The organism is Pseudomonas sp. TH32 (assembly GCF_016650855.1).
Classification (GTDB): Bacteria; Pseudomonadota; Gammaproteobacteria; order Pseudomonadales; family Pseudomonadaceae; genus Aquipseudomonas.
Window position 1 is genome coordinate 5960986 of the sequence record NZ_JAEKFA010000002.1, and the last position, 14710, is coordinate 5975695.

11 protein-coding genes and 1 pseudogene are annotated in these 14710 nt (G+C 61.8%); 2 read left to right on the forward strand and 10 right to left on the reverse strand.

The features are described 5' to 3' along the window. The first annotated feature begins 92 nt into the window (after positions 1–92). Both JFV30_RS31005 and JFV30_RS31010 read left to right on the forward strand, forming a co-directional pair. Positions 93–515, forward strand: coding sequence for a phasin family protein (locus JFV30_RS31005; RefSeq protein WP_010169181.1), 423 nt, complete (start codon positions 93–95; stop codon positions 513–515). 12 nt (positions 516–527) lie between these two features. Continuing rightward, positions 528–1415: pseudogene (locus JFV30_RS31010) on the forward strand (phasin family protein); the annotation flags it as partial. Positions 1416–1645: 230 nt separating this feature from the next. Here JFV30_RS31010 and JFV30_RS31015 read toward each other — a convergent pair. The 10 genes from JFV30_RS31015 to JFV30_RS31060 form a co-directional block, all read right to left on the reverse strand. Beyond that, complete coding sequence (locus JFV30_RS31015) at positions 1646–2266, reverse strand: TetR/AcrR family transcriptional regulator (protein ID WP_010169183.1); 621 nt, start codon at positions 2264–2266, stop codon at positions 1646–1648. A 27-nt stretch (positions 2267–2293) separates the two neighbouring features. Beyond that, entirely contained in the window at positions 2294–3976 is a 1683-nt protein-coding gene (gene phaC / locus JFV30_RS31020) for a class II poly(R)-hydroxyalkanoic acid synthase (RefSeq protein WP_201125956.1), read from the reverse strand. A 101-nt stretch (positions 3977–4077) separates the two neighbouring features. Further along, positions 4078–4923, reverse strand: a complete 846-nt coding sequence (phaZ, locus tag JFV30_RS31025) for a poly(3-hydroxyalkanoate) depolymerase (protein ID WP_010169185.1) — start codon at positions 4921–4923, stop codon at positions 4078–4080. Between the two features lie 152 nt (positions 4924–5075). Then, entirely contained in the window at positions 5076–6755 is a 1680-nt protein-coding gene (gene phaC, locus JFV30_RS31030) for a class II poly(R)-hydroxyalkanoic acid synthase (protein ID WP_201125957.1), read from the reverse strand. 249 nt (positions 6756–7004) lie between these two features. Next, on the reverse strand, positions 7005–7382 hold the full coding sequence (locus JFV30_RS31035) for a gamma-butyrobetaine hydroxylase-like domain-containing protein (protein WP_003209319.1): 378 nt from the start codon (positions 7380–7382) through the stop codon (positions 7005–7007). 103 nt (positions 7383–7485) lie between these two features. Then, a complete protein-coding gene (hslU, locus tag JFV30_RS31040; RefSeq protein WP_010169189.1) occupies positions 7486–8823 on the reverse strand; it encodes an ATP-dependent protease ATPase subunit HslU in 1338 nt (445 codons plus the stop codon). Positions 8824–8861: 38 nt separating this feature from the next. Next, entirely contained in the window at positions 8862–9392 is a 531-nt protein-coding gene (hslV, locus tag JFV30_RS31045; RefSeq protein ID WP_003209323.1) for an ATP-dependent protease subunit HslV, read from the reverse strand. Between the two features lie 153 nt (positions 9393–9545). After that, positions 9546–10250, reverse strand: a complete 705-nt coding sequence (locus JFV30_RS31050) for an SPOR domain-containing protein (protein ID WP_010169192.1) — start codon at positions 10248–10250, stop codon at positions 9546–9548. A 1-nt stretch (position 10251) separates the two neighbouring features. After that, on the reverse strand, positions 10252–11988 hold the full coding sequence (argS, locus tag JFV30_RS31055) for an arginine--tRNA ligase (protein ID WP_201125958.1): 1737 nt from the start codon (positions 11986–11988) through the stop codon (positions 10252–10254). 234 nt (positions 11989–12222) lie between these two features. Continuing rightward, entirely contained in the window at positions 12223–14442 is a 2220-nt protein-coding gene (locus JFV30_RS31060; protein WP_201125959.1) for a primosomal protein N', read from the reverse strand. Positions 14443–14710: the final 268 nt, after the last annotated feature.

The window sequence follows — 14710 nt, forward strand, 5'->3', positions numbered from 1 at the left end:
TTAGGGTGCCGATTCTAATTTTTCTGCCTACTTTGTGCCCAAGCCCTCAACTTCTGTGGGCAGTTCCTCCCCCTTTATGCGTGAGGTGCACCATGGCCAAAGTTATTTTGAAGAAAAAAATTGCTACCGGAACTAACGCCCTGATCGACGTTAAATCCTATGCCCGCAAGATCTGGCTGGCCGGTTTGGGGGCTTATGCCAAGGTCGGCAGCGAGGGCGCCGAGTACTTCAAGGAACTCGTTAAGACCGGTCAACATATTGAAAGTAAAGGCAAAAAAGTTGTGATTGAACAACTTGATGCGGCCAACAGTCAGATTGATCAAGTCAAGAGCGAAGTCTTCGGCGTCAAAGGTCGAGTCGAAGTGCAACTGGATAAAGTTGAAAGAGCTTTTGATAGTCGTGTTGGAAGTGCCTTGAATCGGATCGGCATTCCGTCTAAACATGACGTGGAGACACTCTCTGCTAAGCTCGATGAGCTGACGGCATTGCTCGAACGTGTCGCGCGTAAACACTAAGGAGACAACGGGATGGCTGTTAAAAAGACTACTGATAAAGAAGGCAGCTCGTGGATCGGGGAAGTTGAAAAATACTCCCGCAAGATCTGGCTGGCTGGTTTAGGCGTGTACTCGAAGGTGAGCAGTGACGGCGGCAAATACTTCGAGACTTTGGTTAAAGACGGCGAGAAGGCCGAGAAGTTGACCAAGAGCACAGTGGGTAAACAAGTCGATGCGGCAAAGGCTTCCGCCGGTTCTGCCAAATCACGTATCAGCGACAAGTGGGGCGAACTGGAAGGGGCTTTTGACAAGCGCCTGAACAGTGCCATTTCGCGACTGGGCGTGCCTAGCCGTACTGAAGTGAAAGCGCTGCACAGCAAGGTCGATACATTGACCCGGCAAATCGAAAAACTCACCGGCGTTAAAGCGGCGCCCGTTGCGGCTAAAACTGCAGCGGCCAAACCGGCTGCCAAGCCAGCCGCGAAAACGGCTGCTGCCAAGCCTGCTGCAAAAACCGCCGCCAAACCTCTGGTCAAGGCCGCCGCCAAACCGGCCGCCAAGCCAGCGGCCAAAGCGCCTGCCAAAGCTGCCGCAAAACCGGCGGCCAAGCCAGCGGCTAAAACCGCAGCGGCTAAACCGGCCGCCAAGCCTGCCGCTAAACCAGTGGCCGCTAAAGCAGCTGCAAAACCTGCGGCAAAACCCGCAGCCAAGCCGGCAGCAAAAGCAGCAGCCAAACCGGCCGCCAAGCCCGCGGCGAAAACTGCAGCCGCTAAACCTGCTGCAGCGAAGCCTGCTGCCAAGCCAGCTGCTGCGAAACCTGCAGCCAAGCCGGTTGCTGCCAAACCCGCTGCCAAACCTGCGGCTGCAAAACCTGTAGCGGCCAAGCCTGCTGCAAAACCGGCCGCGGCGAAGAAGCCTGCCGTAGCCAAAAACCAGCAGCGCCAAAGCCAGCGGTCGCGGCCAAGCCTGCAACCCCGGCACCGGCGACCAACTCGGTCACTCCACCGACGCCTGCTGCTGCAACCCCGACTGCAACGCCGGCAACCCCGACGCCTACCAGTCAGTCCTGATTTTTACGGGACACAAAAAAGCCCGGCCTGCGAAGGTCGGGCTTTTTTATTGATGGGGTCTACAGAGCGACACATAGCCATTTAGTCCGCGTCGTCCAGGTAACGCAGCGCCAAACGCTCCGTTGCCTGCCTCGCCGGCATCAGCAAGTGCGGCGCCACCAGCATCATGATCTGGTACACCACCACTCGCACCTCACCTTCACGGTCGAGAATCCGTTGGTAGTCCAGGGAAAACAGCAGGGTCATGGTGATCTGTTCCACCAACTGCCCCAATGCCTGGGTATCACTGACCAATTGCCCGTCCGTCTTCAGCCGGGCCAGCAACGAGGCCAGCGTGCGCTTGAGCGCCGTCAGCAGGTTGCGAATGCCCTTGGCCAGTTTCGGCAAGCGTCCCGCCAGGTTCGACAAGTCCTGGAACAGAAACCGATAGTGCGCCATGCGCTCCACGATCAGGTGCAGGAACAGCCAGTAATCCTCGGCCGCCAGTTGAGCGTCCTCAGGCGGGTCGAGCAACGGCGCCAACTCGGCCTGGAAACGCTCGAACAGCCCGAGCACCAGCGGCTCCTTGCCATGGAAGTGGTAATAGAGATTGCCCGGGCTGATCCCCATTTCATTGGCCACCTCCATGGTCGACACGTTCGGCTCGCCCTTGTGGTTGAACAACTGCAAGGCACATTCAAGGATACGGTCGCGGGTCTTCATCCAGTCTTCTTAAAATCGTCGTTGGGCTCAGCGGACCCGCACATACGTGCCCGGCGCCGCTTCCATCGGTGGGTAATTCTGGTTGCCCAGGGCGGTCAGGGTTTCGCGCTGCACCCCGGAGCGTTGCTGGACCCACGCCAGCCAATTGGGCCACCAGCTGCCTTCGACGTGATTGGCGTCGTAGTACCAGGCGCGCGGGTCGCTGCTCAGCTTGAGGTTTTCGACGTAGTTGGCCTTGGGGTTGCCCGGCGGGTTGAGGATGCTCTGGATATGCCCGCTGTTGGACAGAATGAAGCGCTTGTCGCCGCCCAGCAGTTGGGTGGAGCGGTACACCGCATCCCACGGCGTGATGTGGTCGTTGATCCCGCCCACGCTGAAGCTGTCCACCGTGACCTTCTGCAAGTCGACAGGCGTGCCGCAGACTTCCAGGCCACCGGGGTGGCTCAGCGGGTTGTGTTTGAAGAAGTCCAGCAAGTCGCCATGCAGCGCAGCGGGCAGGCGGGTGTTGTCGTTGTTCCAGTACAGGATGTCGAACGCCGGCGGTTCCTTGCCCAGCAGGTAGTTGTTGATCCAGTAATTCCAGATCAGGTCATTGGGGCGCATCCAGGCGAACACTTTGGCCATGTCCCGGCCGTCGAGTACGCCTTGTTGGTACGAGCGGCGCTTGGCGGCTTCCAGGGTCTGCTCATCAGCGAACAGGGTGGCGGGGCTGTCGATCTGGCTGTCCAGCAGGCTCACCAGGTAGCTGGCGCTGGAGACGCGGCGCAGCTGGCGCTTGGCCTGTAGATGGCCTTGCAGCGCGGCGATGGTCAGGCCTCCGGCGCAGGCGCCCATCAGGTTGACCTCGCGGGCGCCGGTGATTGCGCGGCACACGTTCAGCGCTTCTTCCAGGGCGGCGACGTAGGTGGAGAGGCCCCACTCCCGATGCCGTACGTCCGGGTTGCGCCAGCTGACCATAAACACCTGCAGGCCATTTTTCAGGGCGAACTGGACGAAGCTGTTGTTCGGGCTCAGGTCGAAAATGTAGTACTTGTTGATTTGCGGCGGCACCACCAGCAGCGGCTTGGCGTACTGTTTTTCGCTCATGGGCTTGTACTGGATCAACTCCAGCAGCTCATTGCGAAACACCACCGAGCCGGGCGTGGTGGCTACCGTCTTGCCCACTTCAAAGGCCTGCTTGGTGACCTGACGCGGCAGGCCATTGTTGTGCAGCAGGTCGTCGAACAGGTTGCTGACGCCACGCACCACGCTGTTGCCGCCGGAGTTGAGGAGCTCCTTGATTGCCAGCGGATTGAGCAACGTGTTGGACGGCGACACCGCATCGTTGAGCAGGGCAAAGGCAAAGTGCGCCCGTGCCCGGTCGTCGGGGCTGAGGTTGCTGTCGTCGATCCAGTGGCGGGTTTGTTTTTGCCAGCTCAAGTAGGCTTGCAGGCTGCGCCGATAAAACGGGTTGAGCTGCCAGGTCGGGTCGGCGAAGCGGCTGTCGGCCGGGTTCGGCTCGTGCACCGTTTCCCCCAGCAACACGCGGCCCAATTGCCCGCCCAGCTTAAGGGCGTGACGGGCGGTGTGCACCGGGTTGCGCAGGCCGTGTGCGGCGACGCTGCGCAGGGTCGACAGCAGATCCCGGCCGCGCAGGCCGGTGATCGCACTTTCAATATTGATGAACGCGGCGGGTGTGGGCACCGGGTTCGATACGGGTCTTTCTCGCATGCGCCAACACTCCTTCGTCAAGCCATCAACAAGCACGCCAATTCAGAACCATAGTCGGTTCTGGCCAAGTTGCGCGGTGCGGTCGTCCTGACCGCCACCGTCTAAAGCGCGGGTTGCGGGTGAATCACCGCCCGCAGGCGTTCCTCCTGCAGAAACTTCATGATGATCGGCGCCACGGCCTCGGCCCGGGTAATCAGGAACAGATGACCGTCGTCGATGATGTGCAGTTGGGCGTTGGGAATGCGCCAGGCCAGCATGCGCATGTTGACCAGCGGGATCAGCGGGTCGTCATCGCCGGCCAGCACCAGGGTCGGCTGCTTGATCTTGTGCAGCCAGTGGATGCTGGTCCAGCCAAGCCCGGCGAACAGTTGCCAGTAGTAACCCAGCTTGCCCGCCGAACGCACTTTGCTGGCGTGTTCGGCGGCCAGTTTCGAATCCCGGCGGAAGGAGCCGCCGTAGATCATCGGCGCAATGCGCACCACATGGGACGGCTGGATATAGCGCCGGGGGCTGGCCATCAACCACAAGACTTTGGGTTTGCCCGGCACCATGAAGGCACCGGCGGCGGTGGCGGCGAGAATCAGCTTCTTGCAGCGCTCCGGGTAGTCATACGCAAACTGCTGCGCCAGTGCCCCGCCCCAGGAAACTCCCACCGCGTTGACCTGGCCATAGTCCAGGTAATCGAGCATGCGTGCGGTGAGCTTGGCCAGGCCAGGGAAACGATAAGGCCGGCTGGGCGTCGACGAACCGCCGACCCCCGGTACATCAAAGGCAATCACTTCCAGGTCCGGGTCCAGGGCCTGGACGAACGGAAACACCAGCTCAAGGTTGGCGCCGATGCCGTTGAAAATCAGCAGCGGCGTCAAGTGAGGCTTGCCCGGGCGTACCGCCGTGCGGATGGCTTGGCCATCCAGGTCGATGGTACGGAAGATGAACGGTTGCGGCATGCTCGTACCCTGTGAAATGGCGCTATTTCCCTGCCGGAAAACGGTCAGTGTGGGAGCTGGCTTGCCTGCGATGCAGACACCGCGGTGTATCTGGCACACCGAGTTGATGCCATCGCAGGCAAGCCAGCTCCTACAGTAGATCCCGTTCCAGCCTACCTTTCGTGTACGTAAGTGCCCGGCGCCGCTTCAGCTGCTGCGTACGCTTTATTGCCCAGTGCGGTCGGCGCTTTTTTCAGCTTGCCCGACCGCTGCGCCTGCCACGCCTGCCAGTGCAGCCACCATGAATCAGTGTGCTTGGTGGCATTTTCCTGCCAGTCCAGCGCTTTGCCCGGCATCGTATCGCTGGTCTGGTAGCGCGACTTGGGGTTGCCCGGCGGATTCAGGATGCTCTGGATATGCCCGCTGCTGGACAGCACGAACTCCACCTTGCCACCAAACAGCTGCGCCGACTTGTAGCAGGACTGCCACGGCGTGATGTGGTCGTTGGTACCGGCCAGGGAGTAGATATCGGCGGTCACCTGCTTCAGGTCGATCGGCGTGCCGCACACTTCCAGGGCATTGGCGCGCACCAGCGGGTTGTTCTTGAACAGCTCGATCAGGTCGCCATGGAATGCGGCGGGCAGGCGGGTGGTGTCGTTGTTCCAGAACAGGATGTCGAACACCGGCGGCTCGTTGCCCAGCAGGTAGTTGTTGACCCAGTAATTCCAGATCAGGTCATTGGGGCGCATCCAGGCAAACACCTTGGCCATGTCGCGGCCTTCCAGCACGCCGGCCTGGTAGGAGTGGCGCTTGGCCGCCTCCAGGGTCTGCTCGTCGACGAACAGCGCCACCTGGGTGTCCAGGGTGGTGTCCAGCACGCTTACCAGCAGGGTCAGGGCGTTGACCTTCTTCTCGCCCAGCGCCGCGTAGTGGCCCAGCAGCGCGGTGCAGGTGATGCCGCCGGAGCAGGCGCCGAGCATGTTGATGTCTTTACTGCCGGTGATCGCCGTCACCACATCCACCGCTTCTTTGAGCGCCTCGATATAAGTCGACAGGCCCCACTCGCGCTGGGCCTTGGTCGGGTTGCGCCAGCTGACGATAAACGTCTGCTGGTTATTGCGCAGGCAGAAGCGCGCCAGGCTCTTGTCCGGGCTCAGGTCGAATACATAGAACTTGTTGATCTGCGGCGGCACCACCAGCAACGGGCGTTCGTGCACCTGCTCGGTGATCGGCCGGTACTGGATCAGCTCCAGCACGTCGTTGCGAAACACCACGGCGCCTTCGGTGGTGCCCAGGCTTTTGCCCACTTCAAAGGCGCCCATGTTGACCTGGCTCGGCATGCCGCCGTTGTGCACCATGTCTTTGGCCAGGTGTGACAGGCCATCCAGCAGGCTTTTGCCACCGGTCTCGAAGAAGCGTTTGACCGCCGCCGGGTTGGCCGCGCTGTTGGTGGGCGCCATGGCTTCGGTCATCAGGTTGATGACGAAGTGGCCGCGGCTGATGTCGTGTTCCGACAGGTTGCTGTCGGCGATCCAGTCGTGCAGCTCCTTGCGCCACGCCAGGTAGGTTTGCAGGTAACGTTTGTAGAGCGGGTTCTGGGTCCACGCCGGGTCGTTGAAACGACGGTCGTCGCTCTCCGGTGTCAGCTGTGATTTGCCGAACACCACGTTCTTCAATTCGACGCCAAAATGCGCGACGTGCTTGACGCTGTGCAACGGTTGTTTGATGGCCTGGGTCAGCACCATCCGAGCGGATGCCAGTAAATCCTTTTTCCGTAACGCGATGATCGGGTTCAGCCCCAGGGTGTTTTCCGAGGCCTGGCGTTTCAAGTCATCGTTGTTCTTGTTACTCATCTACGACGCTCCATTGTCCGACAGACGAGTACCGGGTACCGCTGTGTACCACTACTTGCCACACAGCACAGCCTGGTACTACTGCTCGGGTGACCGTTAATACCGCATCGTCAAATGCAGGGAACTTGCCAGTTCCATTGGTTACCCGAGTTTAATTTTTTTCGCAAGCGGGCCAATCGTTGGCCACGACAGAGGGGCATTCAAGCAGATGGAATTAGAAAATGCCCACTAATGAGCAAAAGGCCTGAGCTAGAGCATCAGCCGCACGACCGACTGGCTCGGGTCGCGGGTTTTTCCGGCGGCTTTCAGCTCGGCAAGATAGTCAGCCCACAGCGCGTCCTGACGCACGGCTAGTTGATAGAGGTAGTCCCAGGTGAACAATCCGCTGTCATGGCCGTCGTCGAAGGTCAATTTCAGTGCGTATTGGCCGGCGGGTTCGATCTTGGTCAAACCGACATTGAGCTTGCCGAATTGCAGGATCGGTTTGCCATGGCCCTGGACCTCGGCGGAAGGGGAGTGCACCCGCAGGAATTCGGCGGGCAGCTGATAGACCTCGTCGGGACCGTAGGTAAGGCCCAGGGTCCTGGAGGCTTTGTGCAGGTTGATGGCGGTAGGTAGTTTGGTCATGACGGGATCCGAGCAGATCCTGTAGGAGCCCGGCTTGCCGGCGATGGCGATTTCAAGGTCGCCATCACCGGCAAGCCGGGCTCCTACAGGGGGTTCACATGACCTACAGGATATAACGAGACAGATCTTCGTTCTGCGCCAATTCGCCCAAGTGGCTGTTGACGTAGTCGGCGTCGATCTTGATCGCCTCGCCGTTCTGCGCGCCCGCCATGTCGCCGGCACTGAAGGACACTTCCTCCAGCAGGCGCTCAAGCAGGGTGTGCAGGCGGCGGGCGCCGATGTTTTCGGTCTTCTCGTTGACCTGCCAGGCAATCTCCGCCAGACGCTTGATACCGTCCGGCAGGAACTCTATCCCCAGGCCTTCGGTTTTCAGCAGCTCGCGGTATTGCTCGGTCAGCGACGCATGCGGCTCGCTGAGGATGCGTTCGAAATCGCCCGGCGTCAGTGCTTTCAGCTCAACCCGAATCGGCAGACGGCCTTGCAGCTCCGGCACCAGGTCGCTTGGCTTGCTCAGGTGGAACGCACCGGAGGCGATAAACAGGATGTGGTCGGTCTTGACCATGCCCAGCTTGGTGTTCACCGTGCAGCCTTCGATCAGCGGCAGCAGGTCGCGCTGTACGCCCTCGCGGGACACATCGACGCCGCCGGAGTTACCGCGCTTGGCGACCTTGTCGATCTCGTCGATAAACACGATGCCGTGTTGCTCGACCGCTTCCAGGGCCTTGGCCTTGAGTTCTTCCTCATTGACCAGGCGCCCAGCCTCTTCGTCACGCACCAGTTTCAGCGCGTCCTTGACCTTGAGCTTGCGGCTTTTCTTCTTGCCCTTGCCCATGTTGGCGAACAGGTTCTGCAACTGGCTGGTCATTTCTTCCATGCCAGGCGGTGCGGAGATATCGACACCGGACACTTCGGCGACTTCGATCTCGATTTCCTTGTCGTCCAGCTGGCCTTCACGCAGGCGCTTGCGGAACAACTGACGGGTGTTGGAATCCGAGCTCGGCGCGGCGTCTTCGTTGAAGCCCATGCGTGCCGGTGGCAGCAGGGCGTCGAGGATGCGTTCTTCGGCAGCGTCTTCGGCGCGATGGCTGACCTTGGTCATTTCCTGTTCGCGCAGCAGTTTCAGGGCGGCATCGGCCAGGTCACGAATGATCGACTCGACGTCACGGCCTACATAGCCGACTTCGGTGAACTTGGTGGCTTCGACCTTGATGAACGGCGCGTTGGCCAGCTTGGCCAGGCGTCGGGCGATTTCGGTTTTACCGACACCGGTCGGGCCGATCATCAGGATGTTCTTGGGAGTTACTTCAACGCGCAATTCTTCGGGCAGTTGCATCCGGCGCCAGCGGTTACGCAGGGCGATGGCAACGGCGCGCTTGGCATCGTCCTGGCCGATGATATGGCGATTGAGTTCATGGACGATTTCGCGGGGAGTCATGGACATAGTAATTGGCGGTCCTCAAGCGGGAATAAGCCTGCGGCTTATTCGGCGAGGTCCTGCTCCTCAATGGTCAGGTTGTGGTTGGTGAAGACACAGATGTCGCCAGCGATACCCAGGGCAGTCTCGACGATTTCCCGGGCCGACAGGTCGGTTTTCTTCAGCAGTGCGCTGGCTGCGGCCTGGGCATAACCACCGCCGGAACCCATGGCGATCAAGCCTTCTTCGGGTTCAACCACGTCGCCGTTGCCGGTGATGATCAGGGAGGCGTCTTTGTTGGCAACGGCCAACATGGCTTCCAGGCGGCTGAGGGAGCGGTCGGTGCGCCATTCTTTGGCGAGTTCGACGGCGGCACGGACCAGGTGGCCCTGGTGCTTCTCAAGTTGGCCTTCAAAGCGCTCGAACAGGGTAAAGGCGTCAGCGGTGGCGCCGGCAAAACCGGCGAGGACCTGGCCGTGGTACAGGCGACGGACTTTTTTCGCGTTGCCTTTCATCACGGTATTGCCAAGTGAAACCTGGCCGTCGCCGCCCATGACGACTTTGCCGTGGCGGCGAACTGAAACGATGGTGGTCAAGGGGAGAGTCTCCACGCTGCGGGGCGAAAATGCCCTGATGGAACTCATATGGGGGTGGCGGGGGGATTTCAACTGTAGGACGTGTGGTGAGCGGGGCAAGCCCGCTCACCACAGCAAGCCCGCTCCCACATTAACCCGATGCTGTTTCCGGAATCAGCGGCTTTGGCGTTGTTGTAACAACAGGTTGCTAAACCCTGCGCCCGCCAGTTGCTTCTGGGCCACGGTCAGCTGTTCACGGTTGCTGAACGGCCCCACCAGCACGCGATACCAGGTCGCATCCTTCACGGTGCCCGATTCAACCGTCACCGCCTGCCCCAGCAGAATAATCTGCGCACGTACACGGTCCGCATCTGCCTGTTTCGGGAACGAGCCCGCCTGCAGGAAGAACTTGGTCACCGGCGCCGCCTTGGTGGTGGCAACCGGCGGCGGTGGTGGCGGGGTAATCCCGGCCAACGCAGCCTGGGCCCGGGCAGTGTCGATTTTCGCCGCTTCCGCCGGCGTCACTGGTGTGGTTGGCACAGGCTGCGGCGTCGGCAGGGTTTTCTCCGGCACGGCATCCGGCGGCACGATCACTTCCGATTCCGGCAGCAGCGTGTAGAAGTCGTACTTCGGCTTCACCGGCGCTGTCGGGCTAGGGACGGTCTTGTTCGCCTCGGCCATTTTCGTGGCCTTCTGCTGCTCTTGCTTGACCCGTTTGACGTCATCGCCCTTGCCCGGGTCCAGTTTCATCAGGAATACCACAAACGCGCCGACCGTCAGGCCAATCGCCAGCCACATCCAGCCCGGGATAGGTTTCTTCGCCGGTGCCTGGTAGCGGCTGGCGCCGCGCTTGGGTGCAGGTTTTTTCTTGGCAGCCAACTTACATACGCTCCAGAGTTTCCAGGCCCAACAGCTCCAGGCCTTGCTTGAGGGTCCGTCCTGCCAGTGCGGCGAGGCGCAGGCGGCTCTGCTTTTGGGCTTCGTCGTCTGCGGTCAGGATCGGGCAGTTCTCGTAGAAGCTGGAGAACAAACCGGCGACTTCGTACAAATAGGTGCAAAGAATGTGCGGCGTGCCTTTTTCGCCGACGCTGTTCAGCACTTCGCCGAATTGCGCCAGCTTGGCGGCCAGCTCCTGCTCGTGCGGCGCTTCAAGGTTGATCTGGCCTTCCACTTCGCTGAAGTCCTTGCCCAGCTTGCGGAACACGCCGGCCACACGGGTGTAGGCATACAGCAGGTAGGGCGCGGTGTTGCCTTCGAAGTTGAGCATCAATTCGAAGTTGAAGCTGTAGTCGCTGGTGCGGTGCTTGGACAGGTCGGCATATTTCACCGCGCCAATCCCCACCACGCGGGCGATATTGCGCAGGTCGGCTTCGGCCAGCTCCGGGTTCTTTTCCTTCACCAGGTTGTAGGCGCGGTCCTGGGCTTCGGTCAGCAGGTCGATCAGCTTCACGGTGCCGCCGTCACGGGTCTTGAACGGGCGGCCATCGGCGCCGTTCATGGTGCCGAAGCCCATGTGCTCCATCTGCATCGGGTGGGTCACGAAACCGGCGCGGCGCGCCACTTCGAACACTTGCTGGAAGTGCAGGGCCTGGCGCTGGTCAACGAAATACAGGGCGCGGTCGGCTTTCAGCACGCCGCTGCGGTAGCGCACGGCGGCCAGGTCGGTGGTGGCGTAGAGATAGCCGCCGTCGGCCTTGACGATGATCACCGGCAGCGGGTCGCCGTCGGCGGTCTTGAATTCTTCGAGGAACACGCACTGGGCGCCGTTGCTCTCAACCAGCAGGCCCTTGGCCTTGAGGTCGTTGACCACGTTGATCAGGTCGTCGTTGTAGGCGCTTTCGCCCATCACGTCGGCCATGGTCAGTTTGACGTTGAGCAGCTCGTAGATTTCCTGGCAGTGGGACAGCGAGATCTCGCGGAAGCGGCCCCACAGCTCCAGGCATTCGGCATCGCCGGCTTGCAGCTTGACCACCAGGCCACGGGCGCGGTCGGCGAACTCTTCGGATTCGTCGAAACGCTTCTTGGCGGCGCGGTAGAAATTCTCCAGGTCCGACAGCTCGTTGCTGGTGATCGGGTTTTCCTGCAGGTACGCCATCAACATGCCGAACTGGGTGCCCCAGTCGCCCACGTGGTTCTGGCGGATCACGTCGTCGCCGAGGAACTCCAGGACCCGTGCCACGCCGTCGCCGATGATGGTGGAGCGCAAGTGGCCCACGTGCATTTCCTTGGCCAGGTTCGGTGCCGACAGGTCGATGGCTACGCGCTGTGCCGGGCCGGCCTTGCGCACGCCGATTTTGGCGTCGGCCAGGGCCCCGTCCAGGCGCGAAGCCAGGGCCTGGGTGTTCTGGAAGAAGTTGATAAAGCCAGGGCCGGCGATTTCCGCCTTGGTGACCTGCGGGTCGGCCGGCAGCGCGGCGATGATTTTTTCCGCGAGGTCGCGTGGCTTCAGGCCGGCGGGCTTGGCCAGCATCATCGCAATGTTGCTGGCGAAATCACCGTGGGTCTTGTCACGGGTATTTTCCACCTGGATCGCCGGCGTCAGGCCTTCAGGCAACACACCTTCGTTGACGAGTTGGGTGAGGGCTTGTTGGATCAGCTGGCGAATGGTGTCTTTCATCGTGTTCTCTTTCGACCGCAAGCGGTGGCGCGCGATGCGCAGGTGGAAAAACTGGGCATTATCCGTGGCGCGGGCGGGCTTGCCAACCTTCGCTGGACCTTGACGGACGATTAACCTGTGGCGAGGGAGCTTGCTGTGGCGAGGGAGCTTGCTCCCGCTGGAGTGCGTAGCGCTCCCGGCTTTTTTGGGGCTGCTACGCAGCCCAGCGGGAGCAAGCTCCCTCGCCACAGGGGGTTAGTACAAATCTACCGGGTCTACGTCCAACGACCATCTCACCTGGCGACCGCTCGGCATTTGCTCCAGGGCAAGTAACCAGCTGCTTAATAAACGATGCAGCGGGGCACGGGCACTGGCTTGCAAGAGTAGCTGGGCGCGGTAGCGGCCGGCGCGGCGTTCCATCGGAGCGGGCACGGGGCCCAGCAGCTCGATGCCGGTCAGACCCAGTTCCCCCAGTAAACGTTCAGCCTCGCTGCACGCTTCATCGAGGAAACCTTCGGCCTGCCCGGGTTTGTGCGCCTCGGCCCGCAGCAGCGCCAGGTGCGCAAACGGCGGCAAACCGGCAGAGCGGCGTTCGCTCAAGGCTTGTTCGGCGAAGGCAAAGTAGCCTTGTTCTGTCAGTTGAATCAGCAATGGATGGTCGGCCAGGTGCGTCTGGATGATCACCTTGCCCGGCTCTTCGGCCCGCCCGGCCCGGCCTGCGACCTGCACGATCAGCTGGGCCATGCGCTCGCTGGCGCGAAAATCTCCGGAGAACAACCCGCCGTCGGCATCCAGGATCGACACCAGGGTCACCCGTGGGAAGTGATGCCCCTTGGCAAGCATCTGGGTGCCCACCAGGATGCACGGCTGGCCTTTCTGGATCGTGGCGAACAGCTGATTCATCGCGTCCTTGCGCGAGGTGCTGTCACGGTCAACCCGCAATACCGGGTAATCCGGGAACAGAATGCCCAAGCGCTCCTCGGCCCGCTCGGTGCCGGCGCCCACCGGCCGCAAGTCCACTTTGCCGCACTGCGGGCAGTGACGCGGCACCCGCTCCACATGGCCGCAGTGATGGCAGCGCAGCTCGCCGGAGCGCTGGTGCACGGTCATCCGCGCATCGCAGCGGTTGCACTCGGACATCCAGCCACAGTCATGGCACAGCAGCGTCGGCGCAAAACCCCGGCGGTTGAGGAACACCAGCACTTGCTGGCCCGCCGCGAGGGTTTGCCCGATGGCTTGTTGCATCGGCCCGGAAATGCCGCTGTCCAGCGGGCGACTTTTTACATCCAGGCGCAGGAAGCGTGGCTGCTTGGCACCGCCGGCCCGCTCGTTGAGGCGCAACAGGCCGTAGCGGCCGGTGTAGGCGTTGTGCAGGCTTTCCAGGGAGGGCGTGGCCGAACCCAGCACAATCGGGATGTTTTCCTGGCGGGCGCGCACCAGCGCGAGGTCGCGGGCGTGGTAGCGCAGGCCTTCCTGCTGTTTATAGGAGCCGTCGTGTTCTTCGTCGATGATGATCAGCCCGGGATTTTTCATCGGGGTGAACAGCGCCGAACGCGTGCCGATAATAATGTCGGCCTCGCCGTCCCGGGCGGCGAGCCAGGATTCCAGGCGCTCGCGGTCGTTGACCGCCGAGTGCACCAGGGCGATGCGCGCGTTGAAGCGCTGTTCGAAACGCGCCAGGGTTTGCGGGCCGAGGTTGATCTCGGGGATCAGCACCAGCGCCTGTTTGCCGGCTTCGAGGGTTTCGCGGATCAACTGCAAATACACTTCGGTCTTGCCGCTGCCGGTCACGCCGGCTAGCAGGAACGCGTGGAAGCTGTCGAAACCGGCGCGAATCGCCTCGCAGGCGGCGCGTTGTTCCGGGTTGAGCGGCAGCTCCGGCTGGGCCAGCCAGTGTTCGTGGCGCTCACCGGGCGCGTGCTTGCGGATCTCCACTTGCACCATACCCTTGGCCAGCAGCAAATCCAGGCTGTCCTTGCTCAGCATCAGCTTGCTTAATAGCTGATGGGCGACGCCGTGGGGGTGCTGGGCCAGCGTCGCCAGGGCTTCTCGCTGGCGCGGGGCGCGGGCGATGCGCGGGTCGTCCATGCGCGCGCCCGGCACCATCGACCAGAAACGCTCCTGGCGCGCCTCGGCCAGTTCGCCCTGGCGCAACAGCACCGGCAGCGCCCAGCTCAAGGTGTCGCCGAGGCTGTGCTGGTAATACTGCGAGGTCCACAGGCACAGCTTGAACAGCGCGGGCGGCAGCGGGGGCGTGGTGTCGAGGATGGCCACGGCGGGCTTGAGCTTCTCGGCGGGCACTTCGCTGTGATCGGCGACCTCTACCAGGATGCCGATCATCTCCCGGCGGCCAAACGGCACCCGCACGCGCATGCCGGGCTGCAACTGCGACCGCAATACGCCGGCAGGTGCCCGGTAATCGAACAGGCGGCGCAGGGGCGAGGGCAGGGCGAGGCGCAAAATGGCGTCGGGCACGCGGGGGTTCTCATATGACGGGCGGCGAAGAAGGGCGGGAGCCTAGCAGACCAGCGGTGGATGTGGGAGCCGGGCTTGCCCGCGACAGTATCGACACGGTGCGCCTGAGACACGGCGGCGCCTGCATCGCGAGCAAGCCCGGCTCCCACAGGACCTTGTGTATGCCGCGCTTTTCTGATGAAAGGGACCGTAGTGCTTCTTGCGCGTTTAAAAAGGTCTGGTAGAATCCGCGGCCTAATTACGTGCGGTATTCAACAATAGTGTTGAT

Coding starts and splice junctions, on each gene's coding strand:
- phaZ (WP_010169185.1), bottom strand. CDS start 4,923: ATGCCGCAACCGTTCATCTTCCGTACCATCGACCTGGATGGCCAAGCC.
- JFV30_RS31005 (WP_010169181.1), top strand. CDS start 93: ATGGCCAAAGTTATTTTGAAGAAAAAAATTGCTACCGGAACTAACGCC.
- argS (WP_201125958.1), bottom strand. CDS start 11,988: ATGAAAGACACCATTCGCCAGCTGATCCAACAAGCCCTCACCCAACTC.
- JFV30_RS31015 (WP_010169183.1), bottom strand. CDS start 2,266: ATGAAGACCCGCGACCGTATCCTTGAATGTGCCTTGCAGTTGTTCAAC.
- JFV30_RS31035 (WP_003209319.1), bottom strand. CDS start 7,382: ATGACCAAACTACCTACCGCCATCAACCTGCACAAAGCCTCCAGGACC.
- hslU (WP_010169189.1), bottom strand. CDS start 8,823: ATGTCCATGACTCCCCGCGAAATCGTCCATGAACTCAATCGCCATATC.
- phaC (WP_201125956.1), bottom strand. CDS start 3,976: ATGCGAGAAAGACCCGTATCGAACCCGGTGCCCACACCCGCCGCGTTC.
- phaC (WP_201125957.1), bottom strand. CDS start 6,755: ATGAGTAACAAGAACAACGATGACTTGAAACGCCAGGCCTCGGAAAAC.